Below are 24,556 nucleotides of genomic sequence, written 5' to 3' on the forward strand. Positions count from 1 at the left end.
GGGCGATGCAGACGTCGCCCGGGGCGGGCCGCCCGAGCCGGGTCAGCCCGCCGCGGCGGCGAGCAGCTTGCTCGACTTGACGGTGAACGGGACCGCCTCGCCGTTGAGCGTCACCGATGCCGCCCAGGGCGCGTGGATCCTGACGGCCCTGTCGGCGTCCGTGCTGGGGACGAGCCCCATGCCGTCGATGGCGACCGTCCCGCGCGCCGGGTCGAGGCGGACCGCGAAGTCCTTCAGCTCCACCGGGGAGTCGACGAGCACGGCGTCCTTCGTGGCGAGCCTGCACCCGCCGTACAGCAGCCACGTCCGCCGCTGCGAGTCCGCCTCCGCGTAGGCCACCATGCCGTCGAAGGTGTACGCGCCGAAGGCGATCGGCGACCGCGGCGCGGTGTGCGCCACGGCGTAGGTGGCCGTGCGCCCCGTGCTGAACGTGACGGCCATCGCCGAGGCCTCACCGGCCGCCGCTCCCGCCACGGCGAGTTCCTCGACCGTGGCGGTGGACTGCTGGCCGGCGGGAACGGGCAGCAGCAGCGCGTCGAAGGTGACCAGGCCGGAGCCCTCGCGCGTGTAGGTCACGTACTTGCTGTCCGTGACGCTGTAGAAGACCGGCGAGTAGTAGCCGTTACGGACTTCCGCCCGGAGCGACGAGGGGCGGGCGGGGACGAGGCGCAGATTGCCACCCTCGGCGAAGTCGGTGACGATCGCCCGGCTGCCGTCCTCCAGCGCCGGCCGGGCCTCGGGCAGCAGCTGCCAGTTCTGCCGGTAGACGTGGTTCGCGGTGTCGGACGGCCTGAGATGGTCGGAGACGATCCACAGGCCGGGCCGTACGAACAGCACTGTGCGGGTGTGCCGGGCGGCGGAGTTGCCGTCGGTCCAGGCGCGGGTGAGGTCGAAGGCGGCGTTGGTGGCGAAAAGGTCGATGGAGGCATCCGCGCCGACCTTCTGGGCGGTGGCATCGACCTCGACTGTGCTGTGCGACTCGGTGGTGAAGCGCAGCCAGTTGCTCCGCGGGTCGTTGGAGTACGTGAAGGCGCCCATGTCGGGCAGCAGCCGGTTGCCCTCGGCCCAGACGGTGACGGCCAGATCGTCAGGGTGGGAGTGCGGGCCACGGTCGGCGTTGATCCGCAGATACGCCGCGCCCTGCCGCCAGCCGCTGCGCTGGACGGCGACGCGGGTGTCCGGGTAGAGGACCGAGGTGTGGTCGGGGGCCGTGCCGCGGGCGCCGTCGGAGCCGATGTACGTCAGCGTGGCGTCGCCGAGCAGTTCGCCGTACTGCAGCAGCGCAGGGCCGCGGTCGAAGGTGCCGCTGTCGCCGTAGGCGGGGCTGAAGCCGCCGGGCAGGTTCTGGTCGGCGAGGAAGCGCACGAGCCGGTCCAGCTCGGCCTTGCCGCCGAGCTCGTAGCCGTTGTCCTGGAGGTACTTGGTCAGCCCGCCGAAGGTGTCGACGACACCCCAGGCGTAGCCGTCGGTGGACTCGACGTAACCCCCGTCGGGATACAACGCCGTACGGAACTGCGCGGAGAGGTACGTCCGGGCGTTCTCCAGCCACTCGACGCTGCCCCGGAACTCGGGGAAGTGCACGGCGATCGCCGTCAGCGCCTGCTTCTGGAACTGGATCCAGTTGGGGTTGGGGCCTGGGGCCACGGCCAGATAGCGGCCGGACTTCTCGATCGTGCGCAGCATCGCGGTGTTGTCGGCGGCGGTGAGGGACGGGCTGGTGCGCAGGGACTCGTAGGCGTACACCCAGTTGACGATGCGGTTGCCGGTGTCGAGGCTGCGCGGGAAGGAGCCGGCGCCGTACGCGGTGCCGTAGCTGTCGGCGTCGCGGATGAAGTCGGTGATCAGGCTCGTCAGTCCGGCGGCGATCGTCTCGTCGCCGCTCTGGCGGTAGGCGTCGGCCATCGGGCCGGCGAAGTACAGCCGGGGCAGCTGGTAGCCGTACTCGGGGTCGGCGCCGGCGGGCCTCTTCCAGTCGAAGCCGCCCGGGTCGCCCTGCCGGGAGAAGGTGTTCTGGACGGTGTTGGCCCAGGTGCGGGTGGTCTCGTTGAAGGCTTCGAGGGTCTGGAAGACGATGACCCGCTTGTCGGCGGCGGCGGTGGCGTTACGGCCGGTGAGCTTAAGGCGCGCCGACCTCGGAGCCTGGGTCACGCCCTCGATACGGAAGGCCAGGTACGCCTTGCGGGTCTCGGCGGTGAAGGCGCCCACGCCCTCGTCGCGGACCTGCAGCTCGCTGTCGGAGCCGAAGTTGCGGGTCGCGTCGTCGCCGGCCTTGATGTACGTGTCGGCGGTCGCGGGGAAGGTGACGGTGCTCCCGTCCGCCTTCGTAACCTCCAGCACCGGGGCGCCCGCGCCCGCGTCGCGGCTCGCGAAGACCGCGGTCGAGGGCTCCTTGTCGCGCGCCATCAGGAAGAACATCACCTCGGATGCCTTGCCTTCCGCGGCCCGGGTGAGCGCCTCCGTCACATCGGCGAAGACGGTGGACGCGGCGCCCGTGACGGTGACAACGTCCTGGTAGATCTCGCCGGTGCCGAGGGTCCAGATGTGGTCGATGAACAGGGGTATCTGGCCCGGGCGAAAGATGCCGTTGTAGAGGAACGGCAGGGGCGCCTTCGCGGTGCGGGATCGGAAGTGCTTGCGGAGGGCCTCACCGGCGGCGGCGTAGTCCCCGGCTCTGGCGGCGTCTTCGACGGGCTTCAGCGAGGCGGCTGCGGTGTAGTCCAGGCGCGGCTGGGTGGTCCAGGTGCTCCCGTCCCATATGCCGAAGAAGCCAGCGTCCTCGGCGGAACCGTTCGACGTGGCTTGCGTCTCGGCCGCGCGGGCGATGGACCCCAGGGGCAGCAGGCCGGCGGCGGTGGCGCCGGCCATGGTGCCCAAGACTCGTCTGCGGGCAAGGAGGGGGTGTCGCTGGTCCATGGGGGTCGTCCCTTTCGTCTGGTGATAGAAAGCGGTTGCGTTCGCTGCCGGTCGATGGTCTACACCAGTTGCGGCAGGGTCAAGGGGGCAGCGGAGACTGATGGGGAAGACTTCCGGAGGACAGCTACACGCTCTCAAAGGGGAGACAGGCCGGCGCCGAAACACTCAGCCACGATGGCTCTCGGTGTTCTCCTGCCCGTCCGAGGTCTCCTCGCAGCCCTGGAAATAGTCGGCTTCCCGCGCATCAGCACCAGAGCGAACGCCTGTCCCCGGTCCCGGCTCCGGTCCACCCACGGGCTGCCCACGGGCCCACCCGGAGCGGTTCAGAGGAAAGGGCTGCCCGTGTCGCGCGTCAGACTTTGCGGCTCAGGGGTTAGTTGAGTGCCTGACCCGAAGGAGAGTCTGATGAGCCGTCCGCCGCAGTTCTCGGTGGAGTGATCGAGGTCCACAACAATCCGGATCTGCATCCCCAACTTTCAAAGCAAGATCATTGAGCCACACCTTGACGCGAGACAGCTTGGTTGCGGACGAGCCGTTCGTTGTTGGTGAGGCCGTGATCCATACCTTGCTCGCGTTCGAGTTGGATCATGGCTTGCGAGCGGTAGTTGAGGATGTAGGCGCGGCGGTGGCTGTCGGTGGTGTTGCCGCGTGAGTAGTGCAGGGTGTGGCCGGCGTGGGCGGCTGCCTGGCCCGGCGCAAGCGGCACGTAGGTGGCACCGGGTTCGTCCTCGGAGCATGCACACTCGATCGCCCCTTTGCCGCTGCCGGCCGGCCAGTGCGGACGCAGCGGCGTCAAGTGTGAGCCGTGCACGTACCACATGCAGCCGCTGTCCAAGGTCGCCTCGTCGAGAGCGACCCAGATCGAGGCCGCACGTTTGTCCGGCAGGTCGACCCAGTAGCCGGCGTCCTGGTGCCAGGGCGTCGGCACGCCGGTGTGCGGGGCTTTGTCGATGAGCATGTCGAAGTCCAACACCATGTCCTCGCCGACGAGCTCGCGCGCCACCGCCAGCGCGCGGGCATGCAACGGAAGATCCAGCAGCTCGGGGTGCAGCGCCGAGGGCCACATGATCTGGGTGATGTTCTCCCGGGCGGTGGCTGGCTTGGTGCCGGCGCCGGCCCCGAGGTCGGAACGCTTGTCGCCGGCGTGGATGCTGCCGTCGAGGAACCGGTCGTAGATCGATTGGTAGGCCGCAACCTCGTTCGGTGTCAGCAGCGGCCCGACGTTCAGGAATCCTGCCGCGTCGAAGTCCTGGCGGCGCGTGGTGGGGGTGCTCGTCATACCTCGCGACGCTAGGGGCGGGGGATGGCTATTGGCGTGCGGCTTTCTCCACCGTACATTCTTGTCCATGACGGCGATCACCAGCGATCGGATCGATCTGGCCGTGACGCCCGAGCGGGTCGTGCTGGATCTGGCCGGGCGAGGCCTGGCCCCGTTGATGGCGCTCGGGCGCTACCGGTATCTCCATGCGAACGAGCCGCTGCCGCCTTTCCGACACGCGTCACTGGTCGTCCTGGCCGCTCCCCGGCGGGGCCCGGTCGCCTTCGAGGTCGACGGCCGGCCCCGAGCCGTATCACCAGGACAGGTCATCTGCCTGCCGCCCGGGTGCACCTACTCCACCGGCCGGGATATCCAGCCCCGCGGCGAGCTGTTCTGGCTGATCCTCAAGGCCGTCGGCAAGCGGCCGAAGGACGCCCTGAGCAAGGCGATCGCCCTATTTGCCGCCGGTCCCTCGGACGTGTGGGAGATGCCGGCGGCCGTCGTCGCCGACCTGGACAGGGCGTTGGGGATCGACCAGGAGCACGACGACTGGATCACGGACGGACAGCTGCAACACATGGTCAGTGCGGCGGTGCTCGGCCTGGCGCGGGCCCGCGCGCAGCGACACACCCCGGCGCAGCCAGCACCCCAGGACGGCCTTGCGCCGATCCTGGAATGGATCGAAGCCCACCTGACAGAGCCACTGGACGCCGCCGGTCTGTCCGCCGCGGCGGGCCTGTCACCCAGCCGCTTCTACGAGGTCTTCCACCAGGCCACCGGGACCACGCCCAAGGACTACGTACTGCGCCGCAAGCTCGAGCGGGCCCTCGAGCAGCTCGCCACCGATCCACAGGCCACGGTCACCGAGGTCGCGCACGCGCTGGGCTTCTCGTCCTCGCAGTACTTCGCGACGGTGTTCCGCAAGTACCACGGAACCTCTCCCTCACGGATCAGACCGGCTGCGCAGCCACCTGCCCGATGACGAGCACCTGCCCGAACTCTGCGGGTGCCGATTAATCATCCGACCTGCTCAGGCGGCATGTTGGTATTCATGCAGGGTTCCGCCGAGCCGGTCTCGTCGGTGGACCTCCAGATGCACGATCTGTCCTGGTTCGGTGATCGGTTCAGGTAGCGGGCGGAGCGGGGCGGCTTGGCCGAGGGCCCGGTGCGGCCGATGCCCGTTGTAGAACGATTCGAACTCTTGGAGCACGTGCAGGAGGTGGCTTCGGTTCCAGATCAAGGTGCGGTCCAGCAGCTCCCTGCGGCAGGTCTGTATCCAGCGCTCCATGATGGAGTTCATTCGGGGCATCCGGACACCGCTGGTGACGACCTCCAGCCCGGCGTCGGCGAGCACGGCGTCGAAGGCCTGTGTGAACTTCGAGTCCCGGTCGCGGATCAGGAACCTGGCCCGGCCGCCTGCGTCCTGCAGGTCCATGACGAGATTACGCCCCAGCTGCACGATCCACTGCGCGCCGGGGTGCGCGGTGGCGCCCAGGATCCGCACGCGCCTGGTGACGTGCTCGATGACGGCGAAGACGTACAGGCGCGCGCCGGTCAGGGTGCGGGTCTCGAACAGGTCACAGGCGAGCAGCGCGTCGACCTGGCTGCGCAGGAAGTCGGCCCAGGTCGTGCTCTGCCGTTCGGGCGCGGGCGGGATGCCGTGCTCGCGGAGGATCTCCCAGACCGTAAAGGCGGCGACCTTGATGCCGAGAGCCGCGAGCTCGCCGTGGATGCGGCGGTACCCCCACGAGCTGTTCTCGTGGGCCAGGCGCAGCACGAGGGCGCGGATCGAGCGGACAGTGGGCGGGCGCCCACAGCGCTTGGGCGCGCAGGTCACGGCGTGGCATCGCTTGAGCAGGTTGCGGTGCCATCGCACGATCGTGTCCGGGCGTACCAGCAACAGGAGGTGCCGCAGCTCGTCCATGGGGAGGTGGTGGAGCAGGCCGACGAGAACCGCGCGGTCAGTGTCGGTGAACCTGGGCCGGCCGACCTGGCGCTGCAGGACCAGCAGTTGGTGCCGCAGCGCGAGGATCTCGACGCCTTTTGTCCCGATCGCTCATCGGCAGCAGGCGCAGGAGCGCGAAGGTGTTGGTCACGGCGAGGCAGGTCAGGCGCAGCAGCACGACAGATCATGATGCCGCCCGGCACCTGTCCCGCGAAGATCGCGGGACGAGCAGCGGGTGCCGCCCAGAGATCGGCGCCCAAGACTGCCACCTGCACGGATGATTTATCGGCACCCGCAAGGTCAACGAACACGTCGTAGATCATTTATGGGACAGCGCTATTAGGCCGTGTCTTTCGGATCAGGCCAGCTCAGCGGTCCACGGCCAAGCGGCCTCGCGGCCGGCCTCGATGAGGCCGACCATCCGGAACGCGGCGTCCGTGAGGCCGCCGAAGGTGTGCCGGTGGGGGCCCGTGGGGCCGTGGGCGGGCCGGTACCCCGCCAGGTTCCACGTGTAGACCGGAATGTCAGGCGGGACCGGATCTGCCGGCCCGCCGGGGCCGTAGGGGGCGACCTGCTCGTCGGTGACGATCAGGACCCGGTCGTGCTCCCGGTAATGGGTCCGCACCGCCTTCGTGGTGTGGGTGCCTCCGAGACTGTGGAACCGTTTCAGCACCTCGAGCACCGGCTCGCCCGGCTCGAACGGCACCTCTGCGCTGCGCCAGCCGAACTCCACCAGATCCGCCTGCTCGGCACGCATGGCCAGCGCGGTACCGAACACAGCCGCCGCGTCCGCCCGAGTCAGCTTGGACCGCTCGGAGACGGTGTCCCAGAACATGGAGTCGGACCGGTCCACCAGGATCAGAGTCCGGCCGGGCAAGGGCGGTACGTTGGCCAGGGAGTGGCCCAGTGCCCGTTCCAGCGCGACCGCCCAGCGCTGCGACGGCGCGTGCTGGTGGGCGGCCAGGTAGCGGATGGGGAACTGCCGGGACCGGGCGACCTCGAAGGCGTCCGAGAGCCGTGCGGCGACCCGGGCCGCAACTTCGTCCGAGACCCCCGCCTCGTCGAAGTTCCGCAGGTTCCGCAGGAGCGCCATCGGCGCCATCGTGGGGATCACGGCTTCCCAGACGGCGGCGTCCATCGGTCCGTGGAGCCAGCCTGCCAGGGCCTCCCACGTCATGCCCGCCGCGGCCAGCCGCTCGGGGCTGCCCGGCCCGGTCACCACCGCCCACCGCTCGTCCGCAGCCGACTCCATCAGCGCCCGGTGGGCCGTCAGCAGGTGGTCGGAGGCCGGCGGAACCGCCTGCTCTGGGTGGTGGCGGCGGTCTAGGGCGTACCGGAAGAGCGCGCCCTGCCAGGGCTTGTCCGGGTCGGGGGAGGCGTGCACCATGTTGAGCACATCACCGAAGCGGAAGCCCTTGGACGCGGTGTCGTACTTGAGCAGGGATCGGGACGTGTACAGCCGGCGTACGCCGTCGGCGATGCCCCGCTTCACGGGCTGCGGCACGTTCCGCCCGTACTCCGAGATCCAGTGGGCGAGCAACTCGCCGGGCTCGTCGGCGCGCTGGAGCACCGAGTCGATCACGGACCGGTTGGACGGGCCTCCGGACGCCCCGGCCTCGAGCCGGGCCCGCACGTACGCGGCGGCGCCCACCAGGGACGCCGTGCGCATGTTGCCCTCGCTGCGAAGCCAGCGCAGCAGGCCGGCCGTCCACACGGGGTCCTGGACAGCGAGTTCACCGACGAGACGGGCGTAACGGTCGTCCCGCTCCTCACCGCTCTCGTAAAAGGCCCGCTGGGAGACGAAGTTGCCAACCGCAAGGAGGAAGAGCTCCTCGCGGGGCTCCCGGACGAAGGCCGGGCCGCCCTCATAGGTGCGGAAGTCCGGGCTGGTGGGCCCGTGATGGAGCCGTGGTGGGGGCAGGAAGCGGGCGGCCACCGAGACGTGCGGGGCCACGAGCATCTCGGGCCAGATCTTGGAGACGCGTGGGGTGTAACGAGGCAGCGAATCCCCCCGGATTCAAAGGATTGGACGGCCCCTGCCAAAAGGTCCGACGGGGCGAAGACGCCCGCGCCTGCCGAGATCAAAGAGGGCGGCGGCGTCACTTGGTTGTCAGAAGGAAGTAGCCGCAGCCGAGCGCATCGGAGGCGCGGTCGCGATGCCAACCTACAAGGGCCACAGGGCCACACACCAGCGAATAACGCAGGCCCGTTCTCGGACTCCGACACGGGCGCCGTGGGCCCGGGGAGGGAGGGCCATACGGGGCACACGAGCAGGGTCGGTGTCAGCCCGCGAATGGCTCGCCTGCAGGGACTTCCCCGCGTGAGGGCGGCTGCCACCTCGGCGGAACGGCATCGTTAACAGCCGTCGTCGCATGGAGCAGGTCGTGTACGCCGCGACCCGCACCGGGATGCCGCAGGTGTCCATCGCCAATGCCGCCGGCCGCAGCCGCGAGTGGGTTCGCCGCACCACCGACACCACCGAGCAGTGAGGAGCGCGACTGGTAGGCATCCAAGGTAGGCAGCGCAGTCGCTCACCGAACCCATCCCTCTGAAGCCCGGCCCATCGGAATTGGGCCGGGCTTCGGCATGACGGGTGCCCGCGCACAACTCAGGCCCTACCGTGTCGCCATGTTGAAGAAGGTGCTGAAGAAGATCGCCATCAAGAGCATCGATGAGCAGGCCGAAGTGGCGTGGAAGCGCGGCGACGCGGCGTTCGCTTACGGGCTGCCCCGCGATTGAGATCTGAGTGTGCTGGTCTGGCGGTTCGGCTGGTGGGTGATTCAGCAGGCCGTCGTGCTGACGGGCACGAGTTCGGTGCTTGTCCTGCGCCGGGTGGCGCGTTTGGCTGCGCGGTCGGAGACGAGCCCGGCGATGGCTCGGTGGGTGTCGCCGTAGGTTTCGCGGCGTCCGGTATACCGCTGGAGCGGGCGCCATTGCCGGTGTTCGGCGTTGGCGTGCTCGACGCAGATCCGGCGGGAAGACTGGCGGCGGCACATTTCTCGCCATCCGTACCTCTCGCTCAGCGGTGCGTTGTCGAGGTCCCTCGGCTTCCTCGGTGGTGCCGAGACCTGTTCGGGAAACTCGTTGGCCAGGCCTCGGTAACCCTCGTCGACCTCGGCCCTGACGGTCGGGTGCTGGCGGAGCTGCTCGGCGATGCCTTCGGTGCGCAGGGCGGTCTGGTCGCGCATCCGGCCGGGCCGCTGGGCACCGGAGAACAGGGTGCGGCCCTGGTGATCGCTGATCGTGGTCGTCTTGATGGTGTTCTGCCGGCGCTTGCCAGAGATGAAGGCACGCCTGCCGGGACGGTTTGCCCAGGGGCGGCGGACTTGGGTCTCGGTGCCGTCGATCCGCAGCGTGACGTCTTCGGCCTCGGAGTAGGCGAAGACGTCCTCCAGGGTTCGCAGCCGCAGGCTGGGCCGTCTGGCACCGCGAATCCGCGCTCGGCCAGCAGCGGGCGGATCTCGCCGACGGCACGGCCGATGGTCGAAGATCCCACTTCGTAGAGCACGGCCAGGGCGTCGTGAGTGAGTCCGGTTCGCAGGTGAACCAAGGTGATCAACACCCGGTCGGTGAAGACGAGTTCGTACCTCGGTCCGGCCCCGGCCTGCCGCCTGCGGTTGCCCCTGCGCCGCTGGTGCCGTCCGGACTCACAGCGTGCCTCCCAGCGTGGCGCGAGTTCTTCGATCAACTCGCCGAGATGTTGGCGCGCGAGACCGCAGAGGACAGGATGGGACATGGCCGCGCGGGCCTGCTTGATCTTCACACCTCAAGAACCCGCGCGGCCATTGCCATGTCACGGCCGTCCACGATCCATCGCGGGGGAACCCGTAACCGCTTCTTCCCGTCGCCCTCACCTCGAAATCGGGACGCTGACGTGGCTGCCGCGATAGGTCGCGTCGAGGCGATCGGCTGGAAGCTGCACAGCCAGGAGTTGGAGGGCCAAGGGCTTCAGCGATGCTGGAACCTGCTCTTCACCCGGCCGCCGTCGGACGACGCCTGATCCGCCCCCCTCCCCCCATCCCCACGGCTCGGTCACAACTCCGTCACTTCCGGAGCATCTACCTCACCCACCCCCGGGGGGCGTCGCTACGGTCATCTCTCCACGAACCTCCCGGGGGGACTCATATGTCGCACAATCCGTCGCCGCAACCGCCGCCTTGGGGGCAGCCGCCTCAGGCCGCCGGGAACAACCCGTATGTGGCGCCCGCACTGCCGGTGGCACGGCCGAAGTGGACGCGGAAGCGAGTCCTGTTCCCCGCGGCCGGACTACTGTTCTTCATCGGTGTCGGCATCGGTGCGGCGGACGACGGCACCAACACGGAAGCAGTCGCCAGCGCGAAGCCGGCACCCGCAGCAACCGTCACGGCGACGACGACTGCCAGCCCCGAACCTGCGGTCACCGAGACCGTCACTGCCAGCCCGGAGCCTGTGCCGACCGTGACCAAGACGAAGACCGTCAAGGTCACCGTCGCACCCGAAAGCGGCACGTCCGGCGGATCCGGGTCGGACGGAGGCAGTCAGTCGACGTACTACGCGAACTGCACGGCAGTGCGGGCTGCCGGCGCCGCACCGATCCACGCAGGAGACCCCGGCTACGGAAGACACCTCGACCGCGACGGAGACGGAGTCGCCTGCGAGTAGGCAATTCTGGACCGCCGCCGTCGCCGCACCTGGCAATGCTCGGCGTCAGCCATCGAGCCTTCTATACAATGCGGTTGCTGTTAGGGCCTGTTGCGAAAGTGGATCGTCTGTCAGACCTGCCTGGGATGCTCCGAGCATGGAGATGACAGTGCAGCTGACGATCGACTGCTCCGATCCGCAGAAAATGGTGACCTTCTGGGCCGAGGCCCTGGGCTACGTGCCTGAGCCTCCGCCTGGCGGGCACGCCACGTGGCGTGCTTACTGGGCGGCGGTGGGGGTGCCCGAGGCGGAGTTGCCAGCCGGTGCCGGGGATATTCCGGAGTCCATCATCGATCCCGCGGGACGTGGACCGAGGGTGTGGTTCCAGCAGGTTCCGGAGCCGAAGGTCGCCAAGAACCGGTGGCACTTCGACCTGAAGGTCGGTGGGGGCCGTGACGTCCCACTGGACGTCCGCACACAGCGGGTCAAGGCTACGGTGGAACGGCTGGTCAAAGCTGGTGCCACCATGCTGCGGATCAAGGATGAGCCGGACATGGGGCTCTACGCCGCCGCCATGCAGGACCCCGAGGGCAACGAATTCGACGTCGTCTGAGGGCCGTTGCGACGGTGCTGGTCACAGCCACTCGTTCACGGCTGCGACCAGCACAGTCGCCTCGTAGCGGACGGCGAGCTTGTCGTACCTCGTGGGTGCGCCACGAGGCGGGGCAGGCTGTGGCTGGGGTGCGTGCCCCTCGCGTGCCCGATCCGTCGGGAAGCTGGGGGAATCACGGGGAGTCACAGCAAGGCTCCGACCCAGGTCAGCGAAGGTGCAGGTCCTTGGACCATGGCAGCTCCCGCCCAAAGTCTCTCCATGCCGACCTTCGCTGCCAGGCGCACGGACCGATGGTAATCGCGAAGCGTCCGTCGCGCCCCGGCCCCATTGACACCAGGACTTGAACGCGTTCAAGATGATGTTCGTTGCTTCCTTGAGGCGTCGCTCCCTGGCATGTGCGAGACACGAGAGGCAGGGCCGTATGGCTGCCAACCAGCATCAGAGGATACGACGTGCATTCATGGGCGCTGCGTTGGGATGTGCGGTGACATTCCTGTTGGCCTCCTGTTCCGTCTACCCAGTCGAGGTCAACACCGCTGATCAGCTGACGGGCGTGTGGTCGGACTGGACCGGGGCGACAGTTGAGTTCAAGGACGACGGCACGTTCACAGCCAAGGGCTTGGACAAGGCGGACGTCGTCGGCTGGGGGTGCTCCGGGTTCGCCGACCGGCAACATGGAACCTGGTCTCCCTCCGGAACGTATGGCACGGTCACCTTCGACGGCGTGGACTGCGAGGACATGAAATTGGCCTTCTACGGCTCCCCGGATTCCTTCATCGCCTGCTTCACTCGGGACGTGACTTCCGGGGGGTGCACGCACGAATTCAGCCGGGAGAAAGACTGATCCGAGTGATCCTGGCACGAACCGACTACTTGATCGCCACGTCACGGGACATGTGCGGGATGACTCCTCAGCCGGAGGGCGTATCAGACGCTTGAACTGCATAGACATGAGGAATCGGTCCAGCCTCCGGAGGCGTGTGCGCTGGGCGGCATCATGTTCTCCATGACCTCTGAGTCCAGCAGCGCCCCCGTTGAGAGCACCCAAGTTACGGCCGTGACCGATGGTGTCGCGCAAGTCTTCACGTGGGAGGGGGACGCGCGGATCGAGGTGCGGGACCTCGGGGGTGAGGTCGTCATCGAGGCGAATGCTGCGGGCCTGAGGACGCTCGCCGGGCATCTGCTTGTGCTCGCCGGGGACGGCGTTCCTGATGGAAGTCACCTGCACCTCGAAGACAGCAACGGTCTGGAGGACGGGTCCGTCGGCTTGGTCCTGGAGCGCAGCGACGACGAGTGAGAGCGGCCGGCGGCCGGTGGAGCAAGGCGAGGAGCTGACATCAGGAAGAAGTCCGCCGCGAGGAGTCCGCTCGCCTGGGCGCGGAGGAACTCGCGCCAGGTCGGCGCGTCTCCTGACCGTCGGGGGGCGGGGTCGAGGCCGGCGGAGCGCAGGACGCGGCGGATGGTGGAGGCGCCGACACGGTGACCCAGGCGGCGGAGCTCGCCCTGGATGCGGGTGCAGACCCAGGAGCTGTTCTCGCGGGCGAGCCGCAGGACCAGGCCGGTGAGCTGCTCGGGCATCGGCGGGCGGCCGGTGCGCGCCGGTATCTGTCTCCCTTTCCAGCGGACGAGGCGGCGGTGCCAGGTGAGCAGGGTGTCGGGGGTGACCAGCCGGGTGCGGCGCAGCGGAGCGGGGAGGTGTCGGGCGAGGGCGGCGAGTATGACCCGGTCCGGCCAGGACAGGCGTGGCCGGGTGCCGAGTTGGCGGCGCAGGACGGCGACTTCGTGGCGCAGCGCCAGCAGCTCGACGTCCTTGGCTCGTTGGGCACGGGAGAGCAGGAGGAGCAGCCCGAGGATGCGGACGAAGGCGAGGTAGCTCACGCGGAGCGCCACAGCGTTCGAGCATGCCATGATCAGTCGCAGGTCTCGAGGTCCCAGGTCGAAGCAGGTACGAGAGTTGTGACTCCTCCCCCTCGTGAACGAGGGGGCTTCTCGCTATGCCGGTGCGGCTTCGCGACGGACCAGCCCGGCCCGTAGAACGTTCAGGGCGCCCACCGTGTCCGCGTGCGCGCTGTGGTCGCACGAGACGCAGTGGAACTTCTCCTGTGTGGGCCGGTTCTCCGCTGCGACGTGCCCGCATTCGGGGCAGGTCCGGGAGGTGTTGCGGGGGTCCACAGCGATCACGTCTCGTCCGGCACTTTCAGCCTTGGCGTGCAGGATCGTCAGGAACACCCCCCATCCGGCATCCGAGATCGAGTGGTTGAGTCCGGCCTTTGCGGCGGCCCTGTTGGGCAGGAAGCTGCCCGGCCGGTCGGGGTCGGGCCTCGGTGCGGGGGCCTTGACCATGTTGCGGATCTTAAGGTCTTCGTGCGCGATGAAGTCGTGTTCGCGGACCAGGCCCCACGCGGTCTTGTGTGCATGATCGAGGCGCTGACGGCGGACCTTTCGGTGCAGGTCCGCAACCTTATGGACGGCCTTCTTACGCCGGTTGCTGCGGCGCTTGCACCGAGCGACAGCCTGCTGTGCCGCTTCGAGCTTCGCGGCGGCCTTCCGCCCGTGCCGGGGTTCTCGATGAACTCGCCGCCCGAGTCGGCAAGGAAGTTGGCTATGCCCATGTCGATGCCGACCACAGAGCCGGTCGCGGGAAGCGGCTTAGGCGCGGTCTGCTCGGCGGTCAGGATCACGTACCAGCGCTTGCCCTCACGCTTGACAGACACGGTCTTGACCTTGCCGACCACCGGCCGATGCTGGTTGACCTTGACGTGCCCGACACCTTGGAAGCGGACGCGGGTGACCGGGTCGTGCGGAGTGGAGTCCCAGCGGCAGCCGTCCCCGTCCTTGGGGAAGTCGACCGTGTCGAACCAGTTCACGCCACGGAAGCGCGGGTAGCCCGGCGTTTCCCCGCCTTGACGCGGCGGAAGAACGCGGCGAATGCCTTGCCGAGACGGCGAAGCGTCGCCTGCTGGGAGGAGAAGGACCACCGGCCCTGACGCTCCGGGTCGTGCACCCGGATCTCCTTGAGCTGCGCGGACTGCATCCCGTACTTGATGCTCGTCTTCGACACGTGCCGGTACGCGTCACGGCGTTCCTGCAAGGCACCGTTGTAGAGGGAGCAGTGATCGCGCAGCATCTCGCCCAGTGCGATCGTCTGGCCCACGGTGGGCCGCATAAGGAACTTGTACGCACGCATCATCCGACCCACCCCCCTTCCACGTTGGCTCGCTTGATCATACTACGCTTGGCGTATGTCACCACGCTGGAAACCAAACCCCGATATCCGCACCGGACGGCACGTCACCTACACCCTCCACGCACACTTGGTGTTCGTCACCAAGTACCGGCGTGACATCTTCGATGACGCCATGCTCAAACGGTGCGAGGAGATCATGCGAGAGGTCTGCGCCAGCTTCGAGACAGAGCTACGCGAGTTCAACGGCGAGGCGGATCACGTGCACCTGTTGGTGCACTACCCGCCGAAAGTCGCCCTGTCTAAACTGATCAACTCCCTCAAGGGCGTAAGCTCCCGGTACCTGCGGGCCGAGTACACCGGCCGCATCAACCGGATCGGCATGGGGTCAGTGTTCTGGTCCCGCTCCTACTTCGCAGGATCATGCGGCGGTGCACCGCTGACCGTGATCCGCCAGTACATCGAAGGCCAGAAGCGGCCTATCTGACCGCAACGACAGAGGCGGAGCGAACTCCGGCGCTTCGCGCCTCCGGGCTTAGGACGCGTTTCCCTCCCCGGCTGAAGCCGGGGATACCCACGCAAGAACAGGGATGGCACCCCACAGGCCTCGGGCGGTGGACAGTGCGTGCTGGGCGACGAGCCTGGACGCGGCTCTCGCGCTGCCGCACGTCTCAAGGTGGCGGGAAACGCCGCACGCGCCGTCCCCGTTGTGAAGCATGGGGCGCAGCGCGTGCGAGATATGCGGCCTGGGTCAGGCTTTCTTCAGGAACTCGGTCTTCAGGACGAGGCCCTTGACCTTCTTGGTGTTGCACTCGATCTCGCCGGGCTGGGTGGTGAGGCGGATGTTCTTGACCAGGGTGCCGCGCTTGAGGGTCTCGGAGGTGCCCTTCACCTTCAGGTCCTTGATGAGGGTGACGGAGTCGCCGTCCTCCAGAACGGTCCCGTTGCTGTCCTTCACGGTCACGTCGCTCATGGTTCTTCCTTGCTCGGTTCGTTGTTGTGCATTGCTTGCATCAGGCATTGGCCGGTGCTGGTGTGCGCGCCGGGCCACTCGTCGGTGCACTATTCCCGCCCGTCCCAGGCCGGGTCCCGGTGGGTGGCGAGGGCGGTGGGCAGGTCGCAGTGGACGGGGATCGGCGGGTGGGTGCCGTCGGGCACGAGACAGCCGTCGGCGGGGATTGCGGCGAGTTCCAGGCGCCGCCCGCCGCTGTGGAGTTGGTGGGCGGCCTGGGCGACGGCGAGCTGGCCGGCGGCGGACCAGCCGCGCAGTTCGGTCAGGTCGAGGATGACCGGTCCGGTGCCGCGTGCCTGGACCCAGCCGATGGCGCCGGTGAACCGGTGGACGGCGTCCGGGCCGAGATATCCGGCGAGGGAGAGGATGCCGAGGCTGTGGTGGGTGGTGTAGCGCCACTCGATGGTCATCGTCGCTGCCTCAATCTTCTACAGGGGAAGGGTGACCCAGATGCTCTTGCCCTGGCCGTCCGCGTCCCCGCGTACGACCGCGGTGCCACCGAGCTGGAAGGTAAGTTCGACGACGGTGGCCAGCCCGGTGCTGCCGGTGCCGATGGCCGTGCCGTAGAGGCGGGGCTGGTAGGGGTGGCGGTCGTGGACAGCGAAAGCGAACGTGTCCGGCCCGCCCGCGAAGATGACCGTCACGTTCGGGGAGAGCGCGGCGGCGTGACGCACACTGTTGGTCACCAGCTCCGACAGGATCAGCAGCGCCGGATCCACGCTCGGATGGCGGCGGCTGATACCCCACTCCTCCAGCACCTGCTCCGTCGTCTCACGCGTTATCCGCACGGCCGAACCCATCGTGGGCAGGGTCAGTACATGCCGATACGGCAAGGTTTCGAGCTGCGTACTCACCATGCCTCCGGGTGGGCGAGGCGGAAGCCGGTAACCGCCTGCGGACGGATCCGTACGAGGGTGTCGTGCGGGCCATGGGCCCAGCCCGGCAGCGTACGGCGGTAGTGGGCCGTCTCGTCCGCGTCACGGACGATCTCGGCCGGTCCGGTCACGGTGACGGTCCAACCGCTACCGTCGGCCTGGATCTCATCCGCCTGATAGGTCAGTGCGACCCGGTCGGCCAGGGCGGCCTCCTGGGCCGGGGCGCGGACGATCAGGCGCCCGTACTGCACGACGTGCACGGCCGGGCGGACCACGGCGATCTCGCGCTGGAAGTAGACCAGACGTCCCTGGCCGACGCTTTCGAGCAGCCAAAGGCCCTCCGCGCCAGAGACCTCGGTCATGCGGCGGGTGTGGGGGCCAGTCATCGGAAAGCCTTTTCGATGACAGGAGCGATCCGGCCGGGGACGGGCAGCAGTCCGGCCTTCTCCAGGTGGGCACGGGCCCCGGCGATGGCCTCCGGAGTGGAGGCGTACTCGCGCCCCTGTCGCTGCAACAGGCCCAAGGCGCCGACGGAATCGAGGGCCTGGCGCTGGCCGGGGCGAATGCCGGAGGTCATCACGGCGATGCCGCGCCGGTTCAGCTTCTCCACGGCGTCCTTCAACACGAGAGCGCCGGTCGCGTCCATCGTCGACACCCGCGACATCCGCAGGATCACCACGCGCACGTCGCCAACCTCGGAGAGCTCGAGGAGGAAGCGGTGGGCGCCGGCGAAGAACAGCGGCCCGTCGATCCGATACGCGACGATGTGCTCGGCCAGGAGCGCGTGCTCCTCTTCACTGTGCTCACCGGGCAGATCGGGTCGGAAGTCCACCTCGTCGATCCGGGCCTGGCGGGCCACCGCCCGAAGCGCCAGCGCCCCGGCCACCACCAGGCCGATGATGACCGCGTAGACAAGGTCGAGAGCCAAAGTGGCAGCCGCGGTCAGGACGAGGACGACCGCGTCGGAGCGGGTCGCGCGGGCCATCGCCCGCAGCGCGCCGACCTCGACCATGCGGATCGCGGTCGCGATCAGCACACCCGCCAGTGCGGCCAGCGGGATCCTGGAGACCAGCGGAGCTGCCGCGAAGACGATCACAGCGAGGACGGCGGCGTGGGTGAGCGCGGCCAGCCGGGAGCCCGCGCCGCTACGGACATTGACCGCGGTACGGGCGATGGCGGCCGTTGCCGGAACGCCGCCGAACAGAGGGGCGGCCAGGTTCGCGATGCCCTGCCCGAACAGTTCCTTGTCCGGGTCGTGCTTCTGCCCGACCGTCATGCCGTCCGCGACAGTGGCCGACAGCAGCGACTCCAGCGCCGCGAGTGCGGCCACCGCTACGGCGGGGGCGAGCAGCGAACCCAGGGCCGACAGGTCCAGGAAGCCGAGCGAAGGGGCAGGCAGCCCGGACGGCAGATCACCGATCGGGACAGCTTTGTCGAGGTGGAAGAGCTGGGCGGCCACAGTGGCGGCGATCACCGCGACGATGGAGAACGGGACGACCGGGCGCCAGCGTGCACCGAGCAGCATCATGGCCGCGACACCAGCCGCGAGGGCCACGGCGGTCCAGTTCGGCGCCTTCGTGAACTCCTCGATGGCGCGCCAGGTCACGACGAGGACCTTGTCGCCCTCGGGCTTGGGAACGCCGAGGGCGCCCGGGATCTGCTGAAGTCCGATGACGCAGGCGATGCCCAGGGTGAAGCCCTCCACCACCGGGGCCGGGATATACCGCATGTACTGGCCGGCCTTCAGCAGGGCGAGCACGATCAGCAGGACACCGGCCATCAGCCCGACCGTCAGCACTCCGCCGGGCCCGTACTGGGCGACGATCGGCACCAGCACCACCGTCATCGCGCCCGTTGGGCCGGAGACCTGGAGATTCGAGCCGCCGAACAGCGCCGCCAAGGCTCCCGCCACCACGGCGGTAGCGAGCCCGGCTTCTGCGCCGAGCCCCGAGGAGACACCGAACCCGAGTGCGAGCGGCAGGGCCACGATGGCGACAGTGAGGCCGGCGAGCAGGTCACGGCGCGGATTACGGGCCATGACCGAGTAGTCGGCGCGGGCAGGCAACAGGAAGCGCACCCGCTCCCAGGACCGGGCCAGCAAGGCACTCACTCGGGCGCTACCTCTGCTTTCCGCAGCTCGGCCAGCAGTTCGTTCTGCCCGCTCAGCATCTCCGTCAGGATCCTCCGCGCCGCCCGCATCAGATCCGCGACATCCCCGCCGGCCAGCTCATACACCACGGTCGAGCCTTCCCGGGCAGCGGTCACGATCCCCGAGCGGCGCAACACCGCCAGTTGCTGCGACAGCGCCGATGGCTCCACCTCGATCGCCGCCAGCAGGTCACGTACCGGCATCGGACCGCCCTGCAACAGCTCCAGCACCCGGATGCGCACCGGGTGCCCGAGCATCCGGAAGAACTCGGCCTTGGCCTCATACAGCGGAACCGGCACGGTCTCGCACACTCCTCATCACCCAGAAACCCGGGAACATCGCTCGGCGCTGTGCCCACGACTACGAACCGGCATAGCCCCTACAGCATGTATCGAATTGCAAAATTATGCAATTCATTGATCTGGTGCTCGCCCTTCGGCCTCATCCGTGGACCTGTGCGGGCCGAGAATCACGTCCGTGCGGGTCAAGCGGCGTGTTGGCACTCGTGGATCACTCCGCCGAGGCGGTCGTGTCGGCGTATGCCGAGGCGAGCGATCTGCCTGGGGTCGGTGATGGTTTCGGGGAGTGCGCGCGGCGGCGCGGCTGCCTGCAGGGAGCGGTGGGTGCGGTGCTCGTTGTGGAACCGCTCGTACTCGCTCAGGGCATGGCGCAGGTGGTGAGCGTTCCAGATGAGGGTGCGGTCGAGGAGTTCGCGGCGAAGGCTGAGCACCCATCTCTCCATGATCGAGTTCATCCTTGGCATGCGGACGCCGGTGAACACGCTCTGGATGTGGGCGTCGGCGAGGATCTTGTCGATCAGGGCGGGGTACTTCGCGTCGCGGTCGCGGATCAGGTAGGCGGCGTGCGCGCCCACGCCCTCAAGGTCCATGACGAGGTTCTTGACCGTGTGGGCGACCCAGCCTGCGGTGGTTGCCAGGACGCGGATGCGGCGGGTTGCGTGCTCGATGACGGCCAGGATGTACTGCCGCTTCCCGGTCGGGGTGATGGTTTCGATGAAGTCCATGGCCAACGAGATCACCGTCTTCCGACCTCTGCTCGCCGGCCTCGACCTGACCGACACTGTGGTCACCTTCGACGCCCTCCATTCCCAGACCGCCCACGCCCGCTTCCTGGTCGAGGACAAGAAAGCCCACTACATCGCCGTGATCAAGGGAAACCAGCCGCTGTTGCACCGGCAGCTCAAGCAGATGCCCTGGCGGGACGTGCCGCTGCTGGACAAGACCCGCGCCACCGCGCACGGCCGCGACGAGATCCGCCGGGTCAAGACCGCCACCGTCGCCCGCGGCCTGGACTTCCCCCACGCCGCCCAGGCCGTGCAGATCGTGCGCCGCCGCAGGACCATCACCAGCGACAGGGTCACCCTGCAACGCGTCTACGCGGCCACCGACCTTGCCGCCCACCAGGCCGACGCTCCCGAGATCGCCCACCACGTGCGCGAACACTGGGGCATCGGGAACAAGATCCACCACGTGCGCGACACCACCTTCACCGAGGACGCCTCGCGCATGCGCACCGGGACCGCACCCCGGGCCATGGCCACGCTGCGCAACCTGGCCATCGGCGCCCTCCGCCTCACCGGCTACGACAACATCGCCGCCGGCCTGCGCAAACACAGCCGCGACGCCACCCGACCCCTGACGACCCTCGACATCACCTGATCCGATCCGACAGACCCCCTGAACGATGCCGCCCCCGGGCTGACACGATCCAGCCATGGGAAACATCTACGACTACTACGCGGCCACCGACGACAGGCAAGCCCTCGCGCTGTTCGAAGACGACTGCATGGACGACCCATTCGGCACGCTCGGCCTCAAAGGGGCAGACCCCTACCTGCTCCTCGGAACCGTCGAGGCCCACCTGACAGGAGTATCCGAGGAGCAAGTGGAAGCTGACCCCCGCTTCTGCGAACTGCTCAACGACCCCGAGCACGAAGGGCCCTGGCTCGTCTCGCTCACGGACACCCTCCGTGACGCCCTCGCAGCGGCCACCCCGGAGCGCCTGCTGGAAACCGCCACCGCATGGACCCACACGGAGGACGGTGGCGGGCAGGACCCAGGGCTCTTGGCCGACTTCCTGGAACGCCTCGGCGAACTCGCCCGCGACGCCGGGCCGCGACGACGCCTGTACTGCGGCATGTCCCTGTAGGGAACTGCACATCGGGAACAAAGTCGGCGGCATCAGTACCGCCGCGGTGATCAGGGACTCGACACCTCGTGATCACCCGGAGGCCGCGACTGCCTCCGTTCGATCCCGGTCGACGAACTCAACAACCACACCGGCTATCTGAACCAGTATCAACCCGGACAGATCCTCTGAACGACGCCGCCCTGCCTTCGCGCCTGCCCCCGGTCTGCGGCGCCGATCGAATACGACGCGCGCCCGCAGGGGCCGGAGTTGCAGGCCCCCTGACGGCGGGCGGAGACTGATGTCATAGCACAAGCGTGCGTGGCTCGCGCGGTGAAAACGGATTCGTCCTCTCCCCCATGGGAGAGAGCTCCATGTTCACGGCACTGCGACCGGCCACCTTCAACATTGAGGCGTCCTCCCGCCGTGGCATCTCAAGGCGGACTTGCTCGCTCTTCATGTAGCGGAGCATCGACACCCTTGAGCACGCGCCGCTCGTACCAGCATCTGACGGGCCGACAGCACCGTTTTCACGGGACTGCCTCGAGGTGGGCATAGGGGTCTCGGACCGGACGACGGTGACGCTGTACCTCAACCACGCCACGTCCATGACCGGCACACGCGGTCGGGGTACCCACGGGCTGAGTCGGCCGGTCTCATGAGAACTGGGCGCCTGAGTGATCGGCACAAAGGGCTTCCGCACCTACGGCTGGATGCCCACCCATCGACGAGACGAGCACGAGATCCTCAAGCTCCTTCAGGCGGCTTGCTTGAGGTCGGCTGCAAGAACAGTCTCGAGGCGTGTCAGATCGCCGCCGCGTGCGGCGGGCACGAACGCCCGCAGGAGACGGCCGCTGGCCGCCGGGCTGAACGGATAGGAGCGGGCAGCCAAGATCCGTACGCGGGCGCGCTTCACGAGCTGCCGCGCGTTGGCCGTACTGATCCGCAGGGTCTCAGCGATCTGCCGGTACGGGTACTCGGACCCCTCTCGCAGCACGAACGCGGCCCGTTCCGACGGCGGCAGACGTTCGAGCAGCAGATGGACGATGAGTTCGATCGCCTCACCTCGTTCGGTCTCCGTCTGAAGAAGACGGCATGGGCCGTCCGTGGCAGCGTCGGCCCCCAAAGCATCGCCGCCATGGCCACGGCCATGGCGGCGTGCAGGAAATGGTCGACGCGGCCGCGCCATGCCGGGCCGGGCGCCCGCAGCGCGTGCCGTGCCGCATAGACGGCCGCGCCCGCGAACAGCGTGGTCAGCGGGGCGTGCACGACGTCGGTGGCACTCATCGTGTCTCGTGCCCTCCGCCGAAACGGCCGCGCACCGGGGGCGTCAGTCGGTGGGCCGCGGGGCGCGCAGGTGGGCGCGCTGGGCCAGCTCCTCCTCGGGGACGAGTTCGAGCATGGGCTTTCCCGGCGCGCACATCATGGTCACGACGAACCGGGTCCGCGCGTCGGAGAGGGCATTGCCGTCCTGGTAGTGGATCACGTCGCCGCCCGGCTCCCAGAACGTGCCGCCGGCCTCCACCACCCGCTCGGGTTCGCCCTCCAGCTCGAAGCGGACCGCGCCCTCGACGACGTAGCCGAAGGCGGGCCCGGAGTGGCGGTGCGGCGGGGTCCCCGGGTCGCCCGCTTCCCACTCGATCTGGATGGTCATCGCCGAGGCGCCTTCGGGGATCGTCAGCGGCGAGGCGTCCTGCAGCATCTTCGCCGCGGTCATCCAGCTCTCCGACGCCGCCTGGTCGCCGGTTCCGTGCATGTGCGCTGCGTGGTTGTCCGACACGCTTGTGCCCTTTCGTGGGTCGCCATGTCATGTGCGGGCGGCACACCGTCCAACGGGTGCCTGACTGCTGCTTCATGACCGTTCGCCAATGTTGACCGGACACCGTGTGGATCTGTGACAGGTACGGCGCTCCGAGGGCACGTTCATCGGAACGGTGTCACACCTACGGCCCAAACCCTGTCCTAGGTGTGGTGAGTGGCTGGCCGCCGTCACTGAGGCATCCGCGGGGCCACCGCCCCTCCAAAGGATAGGGAGCCGACCGAACGCCCCGCTCCGCCGGTTAATAGCATGAGCACGATCAAACCGGAAGGGGCAACCATGAACGCTGCGGGCGACGCCGCCTCTCTCGACCAGGCGGCGAAGGACTTCCTCGCCGTGCGCCCACAGCTGTTCGGCGTCGCCTACCGCATGCTCGGCAGCGCGGTGGAGGCCGAGGACGTCGTCCAGGACGCCTGGCTGCGTTGGCAGCAGACCGACCGCGCCCGTGTCCTCGAACCGGCGGCCTTCCTGACCACGGTCACCACACGCCTGGCCATCAACTTCGCCCAGTCCGCCCGAGTGCGACGCGAGTCGTACGCGGGTCCGTGGCTGCCCGAGCCGGTCGACACCAGCGCGGACCCGCACGTGGGGGCGGAGCGGACCGAGGCCCTGCAACTGGCGGTCCTGCAGCTGCTCGAGAAGCTCAGCCCGGTGGAACGGGCCGCCTACGTCCTGCGGGAAGCCTTCGACTATCCCTACCGGCAGATCGCGCACATCCTGGAGACAACGGAGGCCAATACACGCCAGCTGGTGAGCCGTGCCCGTAAACATCTGGCCGCCGAACGCAGGGAGCCTGTCGGCCCCGCCGACCACCGGCGTCTGCTGGAGGTGTTCCTGGACGCCGCACGCACCGGGAATCTGGCGGTACTCGAGCAGGTCCTCGCCGCGGACGTCGTCAGCTACTCCGACGGCGGCGGGGTGCGCGGCGCCTCGAAGATCCCGGTCTTCGGACGCACACATGTCTCCAAGTACCTCGTGGCGTTCGCCCCACGTTTCTGGCCCCCGGCGCAGGTGCGGTGGACCGAGGCCAACGGGCAGCCGGCCGTGCTCGTCTCCATCGACGGGAACGCGGTGGCCCTGCTGTCCGTGGACGTGTCCGCGGAGGGGATCGACCGCATCATGTGGGTCATGAACCCGGCCAAGTTGTTGCCTTATGTGGCGACCCTGGAGGGCTGAGGGCTCGTCCTCACCCCTTACTCGCGAAGAGCCTGGCCCCGCAGATGTCACAAGAGCAGGTACTCGTCGGTCAACCGGTCATCCGGAATGAGGCTTTCCACCGATTGAAGGACAGCACAACGTGACGAATGTCGTGAGCCGCGCGGTGGCGCCCACCTGGCGCCGGGTTTTCGGCCTCGCCCGCCGAAGGAAGATCCCTCCGCCGGCAGGCAGCGTCCCCACCGCATCCCTGCCGTCTGTGTACGCGCTGTCGGGCATCATCCGGCGCACGTACCACGACAACGCCGGAGCAGTCCTGTGACCGAGCAGGTCCCGTTGCCCAACGTGTCCACGCAGAAGGACTACGCGGGCACAACCTTCTCCCCCATCTACACGACGACCGTGACTGTGCACGGCGGTGTCGCCTCGCACGGGCGCGCCTCCGGCAGGGCACAGTCGTCCGACGGGGCCTTGGACATCGACCTGCGCCTGCCCGCCGAACTCGGCGGGGACGGTCAGGGGACCAACCCCGAGCAGCTATTCGCCGCCGGTTTCGCGGCCTGCTTCCACGGGGCCCTGAGCCTGGTGGCGCGGCAGGAGGAACTCGATCCTGCCGCGATCTCCGTGGACGCGACCGTCGCCTTCGGGCGGGATCCGGACGACGGCGGATATCTGCTGCACGTCGATCTGTTGGTGAACTGGCCGGAGGTGGATCCGGAGATCGCGAGTCCGCTGCTGGAGCAGGCCGACGCGTTGTGCCCTTACGCGAGGATGGCGTGGCGCGGCACACCGACGACCATCACGCTGGCTTCCTGAGCGTGCCGTCGGCCACCGTCCGCCGACACCGGTGGCGACGCGTGCGGCC

25 protein-coding genes and 3 pseudogenes are annotated in these 24,556 nt (G+C 68.5%); 11 read left to right on the top strand and 17 right to left on the bottom strand.

Translation table 11 applies throughout. From position 1 onward, the window contains the following. Window positions 1–42: 42 nt before the first annotated feature. Window positions 43–2,913: a heparinase II/III family protein gene (locus OG972_RS45505; RefSeq protein WP_266992539.1), complete on the bottom strand. Its 2,871-nt coding sequence runs from the start codon at window positions 2,911–2,913 to the stop codon at window positions 43–45. Between the two features lie 487 nt (window positions 2,914–3,400). After that, entirely contained in the window at window positions 3,401–4,192 is a 792-nt protein-coding gene (locus tag OG972_RS45510; RefSeq protein WP_266992541.1) for a phytanoyl-CoA dioxygenase family protein, read from the bottom strand. A gap of 67 nt (window positions 4,193–4,259) precedes the next feature. On the opposite strand from OG972_RS45510, the gene OG972_RS45515 reads away from it, so the two are divergent. Further along, complete coding sequence (locus OG972_RS45515) at window positions 4,260–5,153, top strand: AraC family transcriptional regulator (RefSeq protein ID WP_266992543.1); 894 nt, start codon at window positions 4,260–4,262, stop codon at window positions 5,151–5,153. A 48-nt stretch (window positions 5,154–5,201) separates the two neighbouring features. Here OG972_RS45515 and OG972_RS45520 read toward each other — a convergent pair. The 4 genes and pseudogenes from OG972_RS45520 to OG972_RS49460 form a co-directional block, all read right to left on the bottom strand. Continuing rightward, window positions 5,202–6,294 (bottom strand): annotated as a pseudogene (locus tag OG972_RS45520) (integrase core domain-containing protein). A 180-nt stretch (window positions 6,295–6,474) separates the two neighbouring features. After that, window positions 6,475–8,076: a TROVE domain-containing protein gene (locus tag OG972_RS45525; RefSeq protein ID WP_266992545.1), complete on the bottom strand. Its 1,602-nt coding sequence runs from the start codon at window positions 8,074–8,076 to the stop codon at window positions 6,475–6,477. A gap of 820 nt (window positions 8,077–8,896) precedes the next feature. After that, on the bottom strand, window positions 8,897–9,607 hold the full coding sequence (locus OG972_RS45530) for a transposase family protein (RefSeq protein WP_323135997.1): 711 nt from the start codon (window positions 9,605–9,607) through the stop codon (window positions 8,897–8,899). Window positions 9,608–9,609: 2 nt separating this feature from the next. Beyond that, window positions 9,610–9,852: pseudogene (locus OG972_RS49460) on the bottom strand (transposase family protein); the annotation flags it as partial. 138 nt (window positions 9,853–9,990) lie between these two features. Between OG972_RS49460 and OG972_RS45535 the strand changes: the two are divergent. From OG972_RS45535 to OG972_RS45550, 4 genes are all read left to right on the top strand, one after another. Continuing rightward, on the top strand, window positions 9,991–10,116 hold the full coding sequence (locus OG972_RS45535; protein ID WP_266992547.1) for a hypothetical protein: 126 nt from the start codon (window positions 9,991–9,993) through the stop codon (window positions 10,114–10,116). Between the two features lie 125 nt (window positions 10,117–10,241). After that, window positions 10,242–10,757 (top strand): excalibur calcium-binding domain-containing protein, encoded by a 516-nt coding sequence (locus OG972_RS45540; protein ID WP_266992549.1) that lies wholly within the window; start codon window positions 10,242–10,244, stop codon window positions 10,755–10,757. A 136-nt stretch (window positions 10,758–10,893) separates the two neighbouring features. Further along, entirely contained in the window at window positions 10,894–11,349 is a 456-nt protein-coding gene (locus OG972_RS45545; protein WP_266992551.1) for a VOC family protein, read from the top strand. Between the two features lie 421 nt (window positions 11,350–11,770). Further along, window positions 11,771–12,193 (top strand): hypothetical protein, encoded by a 423-nt coding sequence (locus OG972_RS45550; RefSeq protein ID WP_266992553.1) that lies wholly within the window; start codon window positions 11,771–11,773, stop codon window positions 12,191–12,193. Window positions 12,194–12,567: 374 nt separating this feature from the next. On the opposite strand, the gene OG972_RS45555 is transcribed toward OG972_RS45550, so the two are convergent. Further along, the gene (locus OG972_RS45555) at window positions 12,568–13,239 is read right to left on the bottom strand and encodes a hypothetical protein (RefSeq protein WP_266992555.1); all 672 of its coding nucleotides are present in this window, start codon (window positions 13,237–13,239) and stop codon (window positions 12,568–12,570) included. Between the two features lie 102 nt (window positions 13,240–13,341). Then, window positions 13,342–14,539: pseudogene (locus tag OG972_RS45560) on the bottom strand (RNA-guided endonuclease InsQ/TnpB family protein). A 52-nt stretch (window positions 14,540–14,591) separates the two neighbouring features. On the opposite strand from OG972_RS45560, the gene tnpA reads away from it, so the two are divergent. Next, a complete protein-coding gene (gene tnpA / locus OG972_RS45565) occupies window positions 14,592–15,020 on the top strand; it encodes an IS200/IS605 family transposase (protein ID WP_266988239.1) in 429 nt (142 codons plus the stop codon). A 264-nt stretch (window positions 15,021–15,284) separates the two neighbouring features. Here the strand turns inward: tnpA and OG972_RS45570 are convergent, their stop codons facing one another. The 7 genes from OG972_RS45570 to OG972_RS45600 form a co-directional block, all read right to left on the bottom strand. Next, window positions 15,285–15,506 carry an alkylphosphonate utilization protein gene (locus tag OG972_RS45570; RefSeq protein ID WP_266992557.1) on the bottom strand — a complete coding sequence of 74 codons (222 nt, stop codon included), beginning with the start codon at window positions 15,504–15,506 and terminating at the stop codon, window positions 15,285–15,287. 89 nt (window positions 15,507–15,595) lie between these two features. Continuing rightward, a complete protein-coding gene (locus OG972_RS45575; RefSeq protein ID WP_266992559.1) occupies window positions 15,596–15,955 on the bottom strand; it encodes an STAS domain-containing protein in 360 nt (119 codons plus the stop codon). An 18-nt stretch (window positions 15,956–15,973) separates the two neighbouring features. Then, window positions 15,974–16,402, bottom strand: coding sequence for an ATP-binding protein (locus OG972_RS45580; RefSeq protein ID WP_266992561.1), 429 nt, complete (start codon window positions 16,400–16,402; stop codon window positions 15,974–15,976). Beyond that, window positions 16,396–16,782 (bottom strand): pyridoxamine 5'-phosphate oxidase family protein, encoded by a 387-nt coding sequence (locus tag OG972_RS45585; RefSeq protein ID WP_266992563.1) that lies wholly within the window; start codon window positions 16,780–16,782, stop codon window positions 16,396–16,398. The genes OG972_RS45580 and OG972_RS45585 overlap by 7 nt, the downstream gene beginning before the upstream one ends. Window positions 16,783–16,802: 20 nt before the next feature. Then, window positions 16,803–18,530 (bottom strand): SulP family inorganic anion transporter, encoded by a 1,728-nt coding sequence (locus tag OG972_RS45590; protein ID WP_266992565.1) that lies wholly within the window; start codon window positions 18,528–18,530, stop codon window positions 16,803–16,805. Next, window positions 18,527–18,868, bottom strand: a complete 342-nt coding sequence (locus tag OG972_RS45595; protein ID WP_266992567.1) for a metalloregulator ArsR/SmtB family transcription factor — start codon at window positions 18,866–18,868, stop codon at window positions 18,527–18,529. Before OG972_RS45595 ends, OG972_RS45590 begins: the two co-directional genes overlap by 4 nt. 185 nt (window positions 18,869–19,053) lie before the next feature. Further along, complete coding sequence (locus OG972_RS45600) at window positions 19,054–19,593, bottom strand: integrase core domain-containing protein (protein ID WP_266992569.1); 540 nt, start codon at window positions 19,591–19,593, stop codon at window positions 19,054–19,056. On the opposite strand from OG972_RS45600, the gene OG972_RS45605 reads away from it, so the two are divergent. Both OG972_RS45605 and OG972_RS45610 read left to right on the top strand, forming a co-directional pair. Then, window positions 19,592–20,248 carry an ISAs1 family transposase gene (locus tag OG972_RS45605; RefSeq protein ID WP_266992571.1) on the top strand — a complete coding sequence of 219 codons (657 nt, stop codon included), beginning with the start codon at window positions 19,592–19,594 and terminating at the stop codon, window positions 20,246–20,248. The two genes, OG972_RS45600 and OG972_RS45605, sit on opposite strands and share 2 nt — an antisense overlap. A gap of 55 nt (window positions 20,249–20,303) precedes the next feature. Next, the gene (locus OG972_RS45610) at window positions 20,304–20,738 is read left to right on the top strand and encodes a hypothetical protein (RefSeq protein WP_266992573.1); all 435 of its coding nucleotides are present in this window, start codon (window positions 20,304–20,306) and stop codon (window positions 20,736–20,738) included. 736 nt (window positions 20,739–21,474) lie between these two features. Here OG972_RS45610 and OG972_RS45615 read toward each other — a convergent pair. Next, window positions 21,475–21,906: a sigma-70 family RNA polymerase sigma factor gene (locus tag OG972_RS45615; RefSeq protein ID WP_266992575.1), complete on the bottom strand. Its 432-nt coding sequence runs from the start codon at window positions 21,904–21,906 to the stop codon at window positions 21,475–21,477. 141 nt (window positions 21,907–22,047) lie between these two features. Further along, window positions 22,048–22,473, bottom strand: a complete 426-nt coding sequence (locus tag OG972_RS45620; protein WP_266993024.1) for a cupin domain-containing protein — start codon at window positions 22,471–22,473, stop codon at window positions 22,048–22,050. 342 nt (window positions 22,474–22,815) lie between these two features. Here OG972_RS45620 and OG972_RS45625 point away from each other — a divergent pair, with 342 nt between their 5' ends. The 3 genes from OG972_RS45625 (at window position 22,816) to OG972_RS45635 (ending at window position 24,507) form a co-directional block, all read left to right on the top strand. Beyond that, the gene (locus OG972_RS45625; protein WP_266992577.1) at window positions 22,816–23,712 is read left to right on the top strand and encodes an RNA polymerase sigma-70 factor; all 897 of its coding nucleotides are present in this window, start codon (window positions 22,816–22,818) and stop codon (window positions 23,710–23,712) included. Between the two features lie 121 nt (window positions 23,713–23,833). Next, window positions 23,834–24,013: a hypothetical protein gene (locus OG972_RS45630; protein WP_266992579.1), complete on the top strand. Its 180-nt coding sequence runs from the start codon at window positions 23,834–23,836 to the stop codon at window positions 24,011–24,013. Beyond that, entirely contained in the window at window positions 24,010–24,507 is a 498-nt protein-coding gene (locus tag OG972_RS45635) for an Ohr family peroxiredoxin (protein WP_266992581.1), read from the top strand. The genes OG972_RS45630 and OG972_RS45635 overlap by 4 nt, the downstream gene beginning before the upstream one ends. The last annotated feature ends 49 nt before the right edge of the window (window positions 24,508–24,556 follow it).

This window comes from Streptomyces sp. NBC_01669, assembly GCF_026339735.1.
Taxonomy (GTDB): domain Bacteria; phylum Actinomycetota; class Actinomycetes; order Streptomycetales; family Streptomycetaceae; genus Streptomyces; species Streptomyces yanii.

Bases quoted from the DNA above. Each gene is read 5' to 3' on its own strand.
- OG972_RS45510 (WP_266992541.1), bottom strand. From the start codon at position 4,192: ATGACGAGCACCCCCACCACGCGCCGCCAGGACTTCGACGCGGCAGGA.
- OG972_RS45550 (WP_266992553.1), top strand. From the start codon at position 11,771: ATGGCTGCCAACCAGCATCAGAGGATACGACGTGCATTCATGGGCGCT.
- OG972_RS45620 (WP_266993024.1), bottom strand. From the start codon at position 22,473: ATGCACGGAACCGGCGACCAGGCGGCGTCGGAGAGCTGGATGACCGCG.
- tnpA (WP_266988239.1), top strand. From the start codon at position 14,592: ATGTCACCACGCTGGAAACCAAACCCCGATATCCGCACCGGACGGCAC.
- OG972_RS45515 (WP_266992543.1), top strand. From the start codon at position 4,260: ATGACGGCGATCACCAGCGATCGGATCGATCTGGCCGTGACGCCCGAG.
- OG972_RS45625 (WP_266992577.1), top strand. From the start codon at position 22,816: ATGAACGCTGCGGGCGACGCCGCCTCTCTCGACCAGGCGGCGAAGGAC.
- OG972_RS45505 (WP_266992539.1), bottom strand. From the start codon at position 2,913: ATGGACCAGCGACACCCCCTCCTTGCCCGCAGACGAGTCTTGGGCACC.
- OG972_RS45570 (WP_266992557.1), bottom strand. From the start codon at position 15,506: ATGAGCGACGTGACCGTGAAGGACAGCAACGGGACCGTTCTGGAGGAC.
- OG972_RS45615 (WP_266992575.1), bottom strand. From the start codon at position 21,906: ATGGCGCGGCCGCGTCGACCATTTCCTGCACGCCGCCATGGCCGTGGC.
- OG972_RS45580 (WP_266992561.1), bottom strand. From the start codon at position 16,402: ATGGTGAGTACGCAGCTCGAAACCTTGCCGTATCGGCATGTACTGACC.
- OG972_RS45540 (WP_266992549.1), top strand. From the start codon at position 10,242: ATGTCGCACAATCCGTCGCCGCAACCGCCGCCTTGGGGGCAGCCGCCT.
- OG972_RS45605 (WP_266992571.1), top strand. From the start codon at position 19,592: ATGGCCAACGAGATCACCGTCTTCCGACCTCTGCTCGCCGGCCTCGAC.
- OG972_RS45545 (WP_266992551.1), top strand. From the start codon at position 10,894: ATGGAGATGACAGTGCAGCTGACGATCGACTGCTCCGATCCGCAGAAA.
- OG972_RS45575 (WP_266992559.1), bottom strand. From the start codon at position 15,955: ATGACCATCGAGTGGCGCTACACCACCCACCACAGCCTCGGCATCCTC.
- OG972_RS45585 (WP_266992563.1), bottom strand. From the start codon at position 16,782: ATGACCGAGGTCTCTGGCGCGGAGGGCCTTTGGCTGCTCGAAAGCGTC.
- OG972_RS45600 (WP_266992569.1), bottom strand. From the start codon at position 19,593: ATGGACTTCATCGAAACCATCACCCCGACCGGGAAGCGGCAGTACATC.
- OG972_RS45610 (WP_266992573.1), top strand. From the start codon at position 20,304: ATGGGAAACATCTACGACTACTACGCGGCCACCGACGACAGGCAAGCC.
- OG972_RS45525 (WP_266992545.1), bottom strand. From the start codon at position 8,076: ATGCTCGTGGCCCCGCACGTCTCGGTGGCCGCCCGCTTCCTGCCCCCA.